Source organism: Burkholderia sp. MSMB2157WGS (assembly GCF_001532755.1).
Taxonomy (GTDB): Bacteria; Pseudomonadota; Gammaproteobacteria; order Burkholderiales; family Burkholderiaceae; genus Burkholderia.
Genome location: NZ_LPJG01000036.1, coordinates 56,581 through 69,358, shown reverse-complemented (window position 1 = coordinate 69,358; position 12,778 = coordinate 56,581). Strand labels below are relative to the sequence as shown.

The 12,778-nt window shown below is 66.7% G+C and carries 10 protein-coding genes; 4 read left to right on the top strand and 6 right to left on the bottom strand.

Annotation, left to right across the window (positions count from 1 at the left end; translation table 11 throughout):
* From WT53_RS25560 to WT53_RS25550, 3 genes are read right to left on the bottom strand one after another with little or no spacing between them, the layout of a single operon-like run.
* The gene (locus WT53_RS25560) at positions 1-786 is read right to left on the bottom strand and encodes an enoyl-CoA hydratase/isomerase family protein (protein WP_034204154.1); all 786 of its coding nucleotides are present in this window, start codon (positions 784-786) and stop codon (positions 1-3) included.
* A gap of 19 nt (positions 787-805) precedes the next feature.
* Positions 806-2,413 carry a carboxyl transferase domain-containing protein gene (locus WT53_RS25555; protein WP_034204153.1) on the bottom strand — a complete coding sequence of 536 codons (1,608 nt, stop codon included), beginning with the start codon at positions 2,411-2,413 and terminating at the stop codon, positions 806-808.
* A gap of 30 nt (positions 2,414-2,443) precedes the next feature.
* Entirely contained in the window at positions 2,444-3,625 is a 1,182-nt protein-coding gene (locus WT53_RS25550; RefSeq protein ID WP_059782861.1) for an isovaleryl-CoA dehydrogenase, read from the bottom strand.
* A 170-nt stretch (positions 3,626-3,795) separates the two neighbouring features.
* Between WT53_RS25550 and WT53_RS25545 the strand changes: the two genes are divergently transcribed.
* Complete coding sequence (locus tag WT53_RS25545) at positions 3,796-4,542, top strand: TetR/AcrR family transcriptional regulator (protein ID WP_034204151.1); 747 nt, start codon at positions 3,796-3,798, stop codon at positions 4,540-4,542.
* A 61-nt stretch (positions 4,543-4,603) separates the two neighbouring features.
* On the opposite strand, the gene WT53_RS25540 is transcribed toward WT53_RS25545, so the two are convergent.
* Positions 4,604-5,092 carry a MarR family winged helix-turn-helix transcriptional regulator gene (locus WT53_RS25540; protein WP_034204150.1) on the bottom strand — a complete coding sequence of 163 codons (489 nt, stop codon included), beginning with the start codon at positions 5,090-5,092 and terminating at the stop codon, positions 4,604-4,606.
* Between the two features lie 202 nt (positions 5,093-5,294).
* On the opposite strand from WT53_RS25540, the gene WT53_RS25535 reads away from it, so the two are divergent.
* The gene (locus WT53_RS25535; RefSeq protein ID WP_034204149.1) at positions 5,295-6,374 is read left to right on the top strand and encodes an aromatic ring-hydroxylating dioxygenase subunit alpha; all 1,080 of its coding nucleotides are present in this window, start codon (positions 5,295-5,297) and stop codon (positions 6,372-6,374) included.
* Complete coding sequence (locus WT53_RS25530) at positions 6,371-7,336, top strand: PDR/VanB family oxidoreductase (RefSeq protein ID WP_034204148.1); 966 nt, start codon at positions 6,371-6,373, stop codon at positions 7,334-7,336. Before WT53_RS25535 ends, WT53_RS25530 begins: the two co-directional genes overlap by 4 nt.
* Before the next feature lie 185 nt (positions 7,337-7,521).
* Here the strand turns inward: WT53_RS25530 and WT53_RS25525 are convergent, their stop codons facing one another.
* A complete protein-coding gene (locus tag WT53_RS25525) occupies positions 7,522-7,968 on the bottom strand; it encodes a hypothetical protein (protein WP_034204147.1) in 447 nt (148 codons plus the stop codon).
* A gap of 401 nt (positions 7,969-8,369) precedes the next feature.
* Here WT53_RS25525 and WT53_RS25520 point away from each other — a divergent pair, with 401 nt between their 5' ends.
* Positions 8,370-10,538 (top strand): TonB-dependent siderophore receptor, encoded by a 2,169-nt coding sequence (locus WT53_RS25520; protein ID WP_034204146.1) that lies wholly within the window; start codon positions 8,370-8,372, stop codon positions 10,536-10,538.
* Positions 10,539-10,551: 13 nt separating this feature from the next.
* Here WT53_RS25520 and WT53_RS25515 read toward each other — a convergent pair whose 3' ends face one another.
* Complete coding sequence (locus WT53_RS25515; protein WP_060262211.1) at positions 10,552-12,477, bottom strand: hypothetical protein; 1,926 nt, start codon at positions 12,475-12,477, stop codon at positions 10,552-10,554.
* Positions 12,478-12,778 lie beyond the last annotated feature (301 nt).

Genomic DNA, 12,778 nt, shown 5'->3' with positions numbered 1-12,778 from the left:
TCATTCACGCCACGACGGCGTGCGCTTGTCGAGGAAGGACGCGATTCCTTCGCGCGCTTCCGCGCCGGCGCGGGTCTGCGCGATCCAGTCGGCGGTCTGCTCGATCAGCGTCGCGTCGAGCGCGCGGCCGGCCACGTCGGCGACGAGCCGCTTGCACGCCGTCACCGCGTCGGGGCCGTTCGCGACGAGCGTCGCGGCCAGCTTCGCGATCGTTTCGTCGAGCGCGTCGGCCGGCACCGCATCGTGAATGAAGCCGAGCGACGCGGCACGCGTGCTGTCGAACACCTCGGCCGTCGTGAAATAGCGGCGCGCCGCGCGCTCGCCCATCGCACGCACGACGTACGGTGCGATCGTCGCGGGAATCAGCCCGAGCCGCGCTTCCGACAGGCAGAACTTCACGCCGTCGGCGGCGATCGCGATGTCGGCCGCCGCGACGAGGCCCACGCCGCCCGCATACGCGTCGCCATGCACGCGCGCGATCACCGGCTTGCCGCAGCGATAAATCGCCTCGAGCATCCGCGCGAGCTTGCGCGCGTCGGCACGGTTCTCGTCGTCCGAGTAACCGGCCATCTTCTTCATCCAGTTCAGGTCCGCGCCCGCACAGAACGCCGCGCCTTCCGCCGCGAGCACGATCGCGCGCACGCCTTGGTGCGCGTCGAGCCATTCGAACGCGGTGGTCAGCTCGGCGATCGTCGTCTCGTTGAACGCATTGCGCACGTCGGGCCGCGCGAGCGTGACGGTCGCCACGCGGCCGGCTTCGCTTACCTTGATCGTTTCGTATCGCATCGGTCTGTCCTCCCGGGCGTTACATGCGGAACACGCCGAAGCGCGTGTCGTCGATCGGCGCGTTCATCGACGCGGCAAGGCCGAGCCCGAGCACGTCGCGCGTCTGCGCGGGATCGATCACGCCGTCGTCCCACAGCCGCGCGCTCGCATAATACGGATGGCCCTGGCGCTCGTACTGGTCGCGAATCGGCTGCTTGAACGCGTCCTCTTCCTCGGCCGACCACGACCCGCCCTTCGCTTCGATGCCGTCGCGACGCACGGTCGCGAGCACCGACGCGGCCTGTTCGCCACCCATCACCGAGATGCGGGCGTTCGGCCACATCCACAGGAAGCGCGGGCCGAACGCGCGGCCGCACATCCCGTAGTTGCCGGCGCCGAACGAGCCGCCGATGATCACCGTGAATTTCGGCACCTTCGCATTGGACACGGCCGTCACCATCTTCGCGCCATGCCGCGCGATGCCTTCGTTCTCGTACTTGCGGCCGACCATGAAGCCCGTGATGTTCTGCAGGAACACGAGCGGAATCTTGCGCTGGCAGCACAGCTCGATGAAATGCGCGCCCTTCACGGCCGATTCGGAAAACAGGATGCCGTTGTTCGCGACGATCCCGACCGGATGGCCCCAGATGTGCGCGAAGCCCGTGACGAGCGTCGTGCCGAAGCGCGCCTTGAATTCGTCGAACTCGGAATCGTCGACGATGCGCGCGATCACCTCGCGCACGTCGAACGGCTTGCGCGTGTCGACCGGAATCACGCCGTACAGGCTCTTCGCGTCGTAGCGCGGCGGCTTCGGCTCGCGCAGCGCGACCGGCGGCGCGATCTTCGGTGCGAGATGGCCGACGATGTTGCGCGCGATCGACAACGCATGCGCGTCGTTCTGCGCGAGATGATCGGCCACGCCCGACAGGCGCGTATGCACGTCGCCGCCGCCGAGATCCTCCGCGCTCACTTCCTCGCCGGTCGCGGCCTTCACGAGCGGCGGGCCGCCGAGGAAAATCGTACCCTGGTCCTTCACGATGATCGACTCGTCGCTCATCGCCGGCACGTACGCGCCGCCGGCCGTGCACGAGCCCATCACGACCGCGATCTGCGCGATCCCCGCGGCCGACATCGTCGCCTGGTTGAAGAAGATGCGGCCGAAGTGATCGCGATCGGGAAACACGTCGTCCTGGTTCGGCAGGTTCGCGCCGCCCGAATCGACGAGATACACGCATGGCAGCCGGTTTTCCGCGGCGATTTCCTGCGCGCGCACGTGCTTCTTCACCGTGATCGGATAGTAGGTGCCGCCCTTGACCGTCGCGTCGTTGCACACGATCACGCATTCGCGGCCGGCGATGCGGCCGATCCCGGTGATGACGCCCGCGCCCGGCGCGTCGTCGTTGTACATGCCGTTCGCGGCGAGCTGCGACAGCTCGAGAAACGGCGCGCCCGGATCGAGCAGTTGCGCGATGCGCTCGCGCGGCAGCAGCTTGCCGCGCGCCAGGTGCTTGTCGCGCGCGGCCTGGCCGCCGCCCTGCGCGAGCTGTTCGATCTTCGCGCGCAGGTCGGCGACAACGGCTTCCAGCGCCGCGGCATTCGCGCGGAAGTCTTCCGAACGCGGGTTCAGTTTCGATTCGATGATCGGCATCGACGGGGCTCCGTTCGCGTGACGTGGGCGTTACATCGTTTCCGCGAACAGCTCGCGGCCGATCAGCATCCGGCGGATCTCGCTCGTGCCGGCGCCGATCTCGTACAGCTTCGCATCGCGCCACAGGCGCCCGACCGGGTATTCGTTGATGTAGCCGTTGCCGCCGAGGATCTGGATCGCCTCGCCGGCCATCCACGTCGCCTTCTCGGCCGTATAGAGGATCACGCCCGCGCAGTCCTTGCGCACCTGGCGAATATGGTCGCTGCCCGCCGAGTCGAGATGGCGGCCCACTGCGTACAGATACGCGCGGCATGCCTGGAACGTGGTGTACATGTCGGCGACCTTGCCCTGGATCAGCTGGAATTCGCCGATCGACTGGCCGAACTGCTTGCGGTCGTGGATATACGGCACCACCGCATCGAGACACGCGGCCATGATGCCCGTCGGGCCGCCCGACAACACCGCGCGCTCGTAGTCGAGGCCGCTCATCAGCACCTTCACGCCGCCGTTGAGCTGGCCGAGGATGTTCTCTTCCGGCACTTCGACGTCCTGAAACACCAGCTCGCCCGTGTGCGACCCGCGCATGCCGAGCTTGTCGAGCTTCTGCGCGACCGAGAAGCCCTTCATCCCCTTCTCGACGATGAATGCGGTGATGCCGCGCGGGCCGGCGTCGACGTCCGTCTTCGCGTAGACGACGAGCGTGTCGCAATCGGGGCCGTTGGTAATCCACATCTTCGTGCCGTTGAGCACGTAGCGGTCGCCGCGCTTGTCCGCGCGCAGCTTCATGCTGACGACGTCGGAGCCGGCGTTCGGCTCGCTCATCGCGAGCGCGCCGACGTGTTCGCCCGACACGAGCTTCGGCAGGTACTTCCGTTTTTGCGCGTCGGTGCCGTTGCGGTGGATCTGGTTCACGCACAGATTCGAATGCGCGCCGTACGACAGGCCGATCGACGCCGACGCGCGCGAGATCTCCTCCATCGCGACCATGTGCGCGGTGTAGCCCATGTTCGCGCCGCCGTATTCCTCGGAGACGGTCATGCCGAGCACGCCGAGATCGCCGAACTTCTTCCACAGATCCATCGGGAACTGGTCGGTGCGGTCGACCTCCGCCGCGCGCGGCGCGATTTCCTTCGCCGCAAACGTCGCGACGGCGTCGCGCAGCATCTCGATGTCTTCACCGAGCATGAATTGCACGCCGGGCAGGTTGATCATGTCTCCTCCGTCTCCAGAAAGTGTGCCGCACTCACCGATTTCTGAGTTTTGCTCACATCGAATGAATACGCCGATTCATTGACCAATACAGCGGAAATTTTGCACAGTTTCGCGCCTCGCCGGGTTCGGCGTCAATAGTTTTCTGAGTGATACTCAGCTATCATGCGAGCATGACAGCCGCTCCCGCCGACACCATGACCGCCACCGCCAAAGCCGACCGCGCCGACACGCCGCGCGCACCCGCCGGGCGCAAATCCCAGCAGCGCGTGCAGGACATTCTGCGCGCCGGCCGGGAAGTGTTTGCCGAAAAAGGTTACGAGCATGCGACGGCCGCCGAGATCGCGCAGCGCGTGGGCGTGTCGGAGGCGACGGTGTTCAGCTATTTCCGCGGCAAGCGCGAGCTGTGCGCGCGCGTGATCGCCGACTGGTACGACGAAATCATCGCCGCGTTCGAACACGGGAGGCCGCGCGACGCGTCGGTGCAGCAACAGTTCGCGTTCATCGTGCGCACGCACCTGCGGCTGATGCTCGTGAACGGCACGGGATTGTGCGCGCTGGTGCTGTCGGAAGGCCGCGCGAAGCAGCATGCGCTGAGCGACGAGCTCACCGCGCTGCAGCGCCGCTACACGGCGCCGCTGATGGACGTGCTCGCGCGCGGCCAGGCGGCCGGGCAGGTTCGCGCGGATCTGCCGCTGAGCCTGCTCCGCTCGATGGTGTTCGGGCCGATCGAGCACGTGCTGTGGGACGCGATCCTCGGGCACCGCAAGCTCGATACGGAAACGACGGCCACGCAATTGATCGACATGCTGTGGGCCGCCATGCAGCCGCCGGCGCCGGAACAGGCGGCGCTCGTGCGCTTCCGGAACGAAGTGTCCGAAGCCGTGCGGCGACTGGAAGGGGAAGCGTCACGCGCGTGACGCCGTCGGGCAGCGCGGCGGCTGCCCCGCCACCGCTTTCGCTGCCGACGGCTCGGCGCCACTACGAATCCTCGCTCACCCGCAGCGGCGCGCGACTCTGCTCGTTGTTCAAATGGACGAACTTGCGCAACAGGCGCATCAGTTCCCGCGAATCGTCGTCGCCCATCCCGTCGAACAGGCCGGCGCGCAGTTCCTGCACCGACGGAATCAGATGCGTGAGCAGCTCGACGCCCGCCGGCGTCAACAGCAGGCGCCGCTGACGCCGCGGCAGCACTTCGCGGACGATCAATCCTTTCGCTTCGAGCCGCACCGCGAGATCGGCGGTGGTCGACGTGTCGAGCGCCACGCGCTGCGCGAGCGTCACCTGGTCGAGCCCCGGATTCTCGTAGAGCATCCGCAGCACCGCGTACTGCACGGGCGTCACGTCCCGGCCCAGCTTCTCGTAGAACATCGCGACCGCGATCTGGTGCGCGCGCCGGATCAGGTGCCCGGGTTCGTCGTACAGGTCGATCGGGAAAGCCGGCAGGTCGGCGGGATTCGTTTTTTCCATGAATGAGTCGATGACGTAGGCGGCGCACGCCGGTTGCGCGCGCCGTCGGCATGGCGCCGCGTTGCGCCACGTTCCCGGGAAAACCAGTATACCGCCCGCCTTGCTCTCGCCAATCTCAATAAGTACACTGAATCTCATTCAGTACACGGAATGAAGATCGGGCCGCATCCCCGGCGGCACCGCCCCGAAGGAGACAAAGATCATGTTTCTCAAGAACGCGTGGTACGTGGCGTGCACGCCTGACGAGATCGACGGCAAGCCGCTGGGCCGCAAGATCTGCAACGAATCGATGGTGTTTTACCGCGCGGCGGACGGCCAGGTCGCCGCGCTCGAGGACTTCTGCCCGCACCGCGGCGCGCCGCTGTCGCTGGGATTCGTGCGCGACGGCGTGCTCGTGTGCGGTTATCACGGGCTGGAAATGGGCTGCAACGGCAGGACGACCGGCATGCCGGGCCAGCGTGTCGGCGGCTTCCCGCCGATTCGCAGCTTCCCGGCGATCGAGCGGTACGGCTTCGTGTGGGTGTGGCCGGGAGACGCATCCGCAGCCGATCCCGCCAAACTGCCCGCGCTGGCGTGGGCCGAGGATCCGGCCTGGGCGCACGGCGGCGGCCTGTATCACATTCGCTGCGACTACCGGCTGATGATCGACAACCTGATGGATCTCACGCACGAGACCTACGTGCATGCGACGAGCATCGGCCAGAAGGAAATCGACGAAGCGCCGCCGAAGACGACCAGCCACGGCGACGAAGTCGTCACGAGCCGCTTCATGGAGAACGTGATGCCGCCGCCGTTCTGGCGGATGGCGCTGCGCGGCAACGGGCTCGCCGACGACGTGCCGGTCGACCGCTGGCAGATCTGCCGCTTCACGCCGCCGAGCCACGTGATGATCGAAGTGGGCGTCGCGCATGCGGGCCACGGCGGCTACGACGCGCCGGCGGACAGGAAGGCGTCGTCGATCGTGGTCGACTTCATCACGCCCGAGACGGATACGTCGATCTGGTACTTCTGGGGGATGGCGCGCAACTTCCGGCCCGACGATCACGCGCTGACCGCCGAGATCCGCGAAGGCCAGGGCAAGATTTTCGCGGAAGATCTCGAGATGCTCGAGCGACAGCAGCGCAATCTCGAGCAGTGGCCCGAGCGCACGCTCCTCAAGCTCAACATCGACGCCGGCGGCGTGCTGTCGCGCAAGGTGATCGACCGGCTGCTCGCCGCCGAAAACGCGGCGAGCCCGCAGCGGCCCGTGATTCCGGTCGCGCACGTCAAGGAGGCGTCATGAGCGGCGCGACCTTGACGGTCCGCGTGGCCCGCAAGTGGCAGGAAGCGCGCGACATCTGCGGCTTCGAACTGGTCAGCGACGACGGCTCGCCATTGCCGCGCTTCGACGCCGGCGCGCATATCGACGTGCATCTGCCGGGCGGGCTCGTGCGTCAGTACTCGCTGTGCAACCACCCGGAGCAACGCGATCGCTATCGGATCGCGGTGCTGCGCGAGGCCGACGGCCGCGGCGGATCGCGTGCGATGCACGACGAAGTCCGGCAAGGCGATACCGTGCGGATCGGCCTGCCGCGCAATCAATTCCCGCTCGCGTCCGACGCGCCGCATCATCTGTTGCTCGCCGGCGGGATCGGCGTCACGCCGATTCTCAGCATGGCGGAACGGTTGTTCTCGTCGGGCATGCCGTTCGACATGCATTACTGCGCGCGTTCGGCCGATCGCATGGCCTTCGTCGAGCGGATCAATGCGGCCGGATTTCGCGATCGCGCGCGCTTGCACGTCGACGACGGCGATCCCGCGCAACGCTTCGATCTGGCTGCCGTGCTCGCCGGCGCGCCCGACGGCACGCATCTGTACGTATGCGGCCCGCGCGGCTTCATGGATGCGGTGCTGAACGCGGCACGCGAGCGCGGCTGGGGCGAAGCGCGATTGCACTACGAGTTCTTCGGCGGCGCGGTGGCATCGTCCGGCGCGGATCGCGCATTCCAGGTGCGGATCGCGAGCAGCGGCAAGGTGATCGACGTGCCGGCCGGATGCACGGTGATCGCGGCGCTGGCGGCGCACGGCGTCGACGTGCTGACGTCGTGCGAGCAAGGCGTGTGCGGCACCTGTCTGACTCGCGTGCTCGAAGGCGAGCCCGATCATCGCGATGCGTATCTGACCGACGACGAAAAGGCGGCCGGCGACCAGTTCATGCCGTGCTGCTCGCGGTCGCGAACCGAGCTGCTGGTACTCGATCTGTAGATCTGTAGACCTGTAGATCGGTAGATGGGCCGCCCGACTCGCGGCGGTCAACCACGATACTGGAACGATCCATGGCGTATCCTGCGCCGGCCATCGATCAATACACCTGAATTCCCGACCGATCGACGGTGCCGCAACCCGAACCCGCTTGACCGTCGCACGCCGGCGCGCGCCCGCCGCTCAGCTCAATCGGCGAGCCGGCAATGCGACAGCTTCAACCCCGGCAGCACCGGCGCGTCGATATAGCCTTCGTTCACACAGCTGAACCGGAACGCCGCGGACGTGACGAACGGCTTGATCTCGCCGCCGGGAAATTTCGGCTTCAGCGCGCCTTGATCAGCTACGTCGAAATGCGTGTCGAACTGCTCGCCGTCGGCCGTCAGCGCACCGAAATACGTACCATCCGGGTCGCTGCCCATCCGGATCACGGCGCCGACGAACGTGAGGCGCTTGCCGTCGTACTTCGTCTTCGCGGCAGCCATGTCCTGCGTATAAGCCTCGATCACGGCGCCGTAGTGCACGTCGAGCGCCGGTTCGGCGCTCGACGCCGCACGGGCGGCCTCGTGAACGCCCGTCAGCAGCGCACAGGCCGCAAGCGCGGCCGTCATGAACGGCGCGGAAATCTTCTTCATGGGTGGTCTCCCGTCCAGCGTGGTGGTTGAAGTCATCGAAGCCCGGCGTGACACCGGTCGAATGCGCTTCCGTTGCTTTAATCGTTCGAATGGCGGTACGCGGCTGCGATCGCTTCGTCGCCCGCGCGGTCGTGCGCGGTGCTCGGCGTCGCATTGAATGCGACGTGACAGGAAGATGACATGGTGCGGCCCCCGGCTCTCTCGTTGAATTTCACTGCGTCTGATTTTGGCCGCTACGGTAGCAGACTGCCGGCAGGCCGGCAATCGAGCGGCGAGCGCGGCCCGGTCGCTTCATTACAATTGCAAATGATTCTCATTACGTATATCATGCGCGTCCTGGCCGCACTGCAACGCCGCGGCCCGCAACACGATCCTCAGCACGCCTCTTCCTGCATCGATTCATGCCATTCCGCCGAATGCCCCGCCGTGCCCGGACCCTGCGTCCGTGGCGCACACGCCTGCCGGTCCTGCTCACCCTGTGCGCCGCGAGCGGCGTGCAGGCCGCGGGCGCCGAACCCGTTGCGCCCGCAACCGCCGCTGCGGCGCCGGCCGAACACGAACTCCCGACGATCAGCGTCAACGCATCGTCGGCCGTCGATCCGACGATCGGCTATCAGCCACGCACGACGAGCATCGCGGGCGGCGACGACCGTGCGCTCACGGAGATCCCGCAGTCGGTCGCGGTGGTCAGCAGCAGCGTGATGCAGGATCAGCAGGCGCGCTCGCTCGACGACGTGCTCGGCAACATCAGCGGCGTCACGCAGACGAACACGCTCGGCGGCACGCGCGACGCGTTCATCAAGCGCGGCTTCGGATCGAACAACGACGGCTCGGTGCTGGTCGACGGCGTACGCACGCCGGTGCTGCACAGCTATCTCGCGACGATCGATCGCGTCGAAGTACTGAAAGGCCCCGCTTCGCTGCTGTACGGGATGCAGGATCCGGGCGGCGTGATCAACCTCGTCACGCGCAAGCCGGAAGACACGTTCGGCGGCTCGATCTCCGCGTCGCGCACGAACCACGGCGGCAGCAACGCGCAGTTCGATCTCACGGGGCCGCTCGGCAAGCCGGGGCAAGTCGCGGGCGGCACGCTCGCATTCCGGCTGACCGGCGAATACGACACGAGCCGCTACTGGCGCAGCTTCGGCCGCGAACGCCATGCGCTGATCGCGCCCGCGCTGTCGTGGCACGACGCGAACACGTCGATCGACGTCAGCTACCAGTACGTCGACTACACGACGCCGTTCGACCGCGGCACCGTGCTCGTGAACGGCCAGCTCGACGATGCGCTGCGCTATCGCCGCTATGAGGAGGCGTGGTCGCAAAGCAGCGGCATCCAGGAAACGCTGCGTACGCGCATCGAGCACCGCTTCTCCGATGCATGGCGCGTGCGCGCGACCTACGGCTGGGGCCGCGACCGTTACGACCAGTTCATCACGCGCGCCACCGCGTTCAACAGCAGGACCGGCGCGCTGACGCGCTCGTCCGATGCGAACCTCGGACGCAACGATTCCGACCAGATCGCGACGCTCGGCCTGCTCGGCAACGTGACGCTCGCGGGGATGCACCACGCGATCTATGTCGGCGGCGAATACGAACGGCAGCGCAGCTTCCGCGGCGACACGATCCGCGGCAAGGCGACGACGGGCTTCAATCTCTACGATCCCGTGTACGGCCTGCTCGCGCCCGGCGGCATACCCACTACGAAGCAAAGCGATTCGCGCTCGGTCGTGCATGCGTATTCGACGATCGTGCAGGACTCGGTGAAGATCACCGACCGGCTCACCGCGGTCGGCGGGCTGCGCTGGGAGGACTGGCAGCAGGAATCGGGAATGGGGCGGCCGTTCGTGTTCGCCGACCGCTCGCACGGCAACGTGTGGCTGCCGCAGTTCGGGCTCGCGTATGCGCTCACGCCGTCGCTGACCGCGTATGCGAACGTGAGCCGTTCGTTCAAGCCGAACGTCGCGTCGAACGTCGCGGCACCGCTCGCGCCGGAATACGGCCGCGTGCTCGAGGCCGGGCTGAAGTTCAGCCTGAAGCCCGCGATCACGGGCACGCTCGCCGTGTACCAGATCGACAAGCGCAACGTCGCGGTCACGGTCGGCGACATCACGTCGACGATCGGCACCGCGCGCTCGCGCGGAATCGAACTCGACGTCGCCGGGCAAATCACGCGCCACCTGAGCGTGATCGGCAGCTATGCGTATACGAACGCGAACGATCGCGACAGCAATACGCCGCTCGTCAACGTCGCGCGCCACACGGGCAGCCTGTTCGCGGTCTACGACACGGCCATCGCGAACCTGCCCGGACGCTGGCGCTTCGGCGGCGGGGCGCGGCTCGTCGGCGCGCGCTCGGGCGACACCGCGAACAGCTTCACGCTGCCCGGCTACGTGAGCGTCGACGCGTTCGCGGCGTACGAAACGACGATCGGCAAATTCCCGACCCGCTTCCAGCTCAACGTGAAGAACCTGCTCGACAAGACCTACTATCCGTCGAGCAACAGCAACCTGATCGTCGCGGTCGGCGAGCCGCGGCTCGTCACGCTGACCACGACGGTATCGTTCTGACGCCGCGGCGCACTCACGGGCGCCAGCGATACACGACGATGCTCGAGCCGTTGTAGTTGTCCTTCGTGATCACGTATTCGCCGGTCGAGCGCAGATACGCGCGCACGCCGTACATCGAATCGACGTCGTTGCCGACGTCCATCGCCGCCGCGTTCGAGTTCGTCAGCGTCGTGACGAGCGCGCCGGTGTTCAGGTCGAATACGTCGATGTTCGGCACCGTGTGCACATAGCCGACGAACAGGTAGTGGCCGGCCGCCGCGATCGATTTGGGGTTCGCGCTCGTCAGGTTGATCACCGGGTTCGGCGTGCTCGTGTTGCCGTTCTTCCAGCCGCGATAGACCTCGATGTGCCCGTTCATCGCGGTCCAGTCCCAGTTGCCCGCAAGGCCCTGCGCGAGGATCATCGTGTCGCTGTCGGCCTGGTAGATGATGCGCGTCACGGGCGCCACGCTGCTCGGCACGGCCGTCGTCACCGGCTTGCCCCATGACGGCTTGCCGGTCGCGTCGAAGCCCGTCATCGGGTAGCGCGTGATCACGTTGGAGCCGTTCAGGCCGGCCCACACGTCGCCGTTGCCGTCGATGTCGAAACCGGCCGTCACCTGCAACGTCGTGTTGAACGGCTTGCCGGGCAGCGAGCCGGCCGGAATCGCGATATAGCCGCTCGCGGGGTTGAAGTAATAGAAGTTGAAGTTGCCCGGGTTCTGGCCCGACGCGACGAGGATCCGGTTGCCGCCGACCGTCACGAGCTGGCCGAAGTGCTGGCCGCGCTGATAATCGTTCATGTCGAGGCGCGGGTCCTTCGGATAGGTGAACGGATCGACCGTGTTCGCGACGAACGTGCCGCCCGCGGTGCCCGTATAGACGTTGTTGCCGCTGAAGAACAACGTGCCGTCGGTCGCGGGGTCGGGCGCGGCGATGCCCTCGAAGTTCAGCGCCTGCAGTTTCCATTGCAGCGTGCCGATCGGGCTGTACGCATGCAGATCGGTGCTGCCGTTGCGGCCGAGATCCCAGCCGCCGCCCCATGCATTGTTCAACACGTACAGGTTGCCGGCGGCATCCTTGCCGAGCGCCGCGACGCGCGTGAAGCGCTTGTCGCCGACCTGCCCCTTGATGCCCGTCGTCGTGTCGAGATAGCCGCCCTGCACGCCGAACGTGCCGACCTGCACCGGCAGCCCGGGCAGCCCGCCGTATACCTTGATGTTCATGTCGGGCCCTTCGTCGCCCACCATCAGCTGGCCCATCGACGCATCGAAGTACAGCGACGCCGGCCGCGCGCCGGCCGCCATCTGCAGCGTGTTCATCGCCGCGCCGGTCGCGCTGAATTGCGCGACGACGCCCGCGCTCTTGCGCGCGACCCACAGGTTGCCGGCCGCATCGAGCGCCAGCGCGCCGGGGCCCGTGACGCCGATGTCGCGCTGCCACACGCCGTCGGTCGTATAGACGCGCACGCGGTTGCCGTAGAAGTCGCTCACGTACAGCAGGTTGCCGCCCGTCGCGAGGCCCGTGATCACGTCCGCGTACTGGATGCCCGTCCACGTGCTGACCGGAATGCGCAGGTCGCGCTGGTTCGTGCTCCGGTTGTAGCGGCCCACCGAGCCGCTGCCGAACGTGCGGTTGTAGCCGAGCGCGACGAACAGCGACGTCGAGTTGCCGGTGATCGCGCCGCCCTGGAATTCGTCATGGATGCCGATCGTGCCGAGCGGCTGGCCGTTCTGGTAGATTGCGACGCCGCCCGCGTTCTCGTCCCAGCGCGACGCCGTGTAGATCACGCCTTCGGGCGCGACCCACATCGAGCGCGCGCCGTTGCCGACGTGCGACGCCAGCGTGCCGTACGTGTTCGCGAGCCAGTCGGTCGTGTATTGCGCCTGCGCATGGCTTGCCGGCGCCAGCATCGCCATGCACATTCCCAGCAATACCGCGCGGATTCGTTTCATTGACATGAATAATGCTCCCAGACGAACAATGGTCGACACTGTAAATCGCGGCGCATGAAATATTGGTGATTCCGGCAATGCGCATTCGCCGTTACCCCGAATTATTCACTCCGCGCCTTTTGCCGTCCGGCGCTTTTTCGTCAACGATCGCAAAATCTGCGAACCCTCGCCGCGACGGCCTGCCAGCCGCGCGGTTTCGGCGCATTCCCCGGCATTTTCTTCCGGGTCTCCGAATGCAGGCACGTCATTTTTTCTGACATGACCGCATTCCTTTTCATTCGCCGGAAGTCGTTCCGATTATTACAAA

What these genes read in the sequence shown, in the direction of transcription:
- WT53_RS25560 (WP_034204154.1), bottom strand. Translation starts at nt 786, where the DNA reads ATGCGATACGAAACGATCAAGGTAAGCGAAGCCGGCCGCGTGGCGACC.
- WT53_RS25555 (WP_034204153.1), bottom strand. Translation starts at nt 2,413, where the DNA reads ATGCCGATCATCGAATCGAAACTGAACCCGCGTTCGGAAGACTTCCGC.
- WT53_RS25550 (WP_059782861.1), bottom strand. Translation starts at nt 3,625, where the DNA reads ATGATCAACCTGCCCGGCGTGCAATTCATGCTCGGTGAAGACATCGAG.
- WT53_RS25545 (WP_034204151.1), top strand. Translation starts at nt 3,796, where the DNA reads ATGACAGCCGCTCCCGCCGACACCATGACCGCCACCGCCAAAGCCGAC.
- WT53_RS25540 (WP_034204150.1), bottom strand. Translation starts at nt 5,092, where the DNA reads ATGGAAAAAACGAATCCCGCCGACCTGCCGGCTTTCCCGATCGACCTG.
- WT53_RS25535 (WP_034204149.1), top strand. Translation starts at nt 5,295, where the DNA reads ATGTTTCTCAAGAACGCGTGGTACGTGGCGTGCACGCCTGACGAGATC.
- WT53_RS25530 (WP_034204148.1), top strand. Translation starts at nt 6,371, where the DNA reads ATGAGCGGCGCGACCTTGACGGTCCGCGTGGCCCGCAAGTGGCAGGAA.
- WT53_RS25525 (WP_034204147.1), bottom strand. Translation starts at nt 7,968, where the DNA reads ATGAAGAAGATTTCCGCGCCGTTCATGACGGCCGCGCTTGCGGCCTGT.
- WT53_RS25520 (WP_034204146.1), top strand. Translation starts at nt 8,370, where the DNA reads ATGCCATTCCGCCGAATGCCCCGCCGTGCCCGGACCCTGCGTCCGTGG.
- WT53_RS25515 (WP_060262211.1), bottom strand. Translation starts at nt 12,477, where the DNA reads ATGTCAATGAAACGAATCCGCGCGGTATTGCTGGGAATGTGCATGGCG.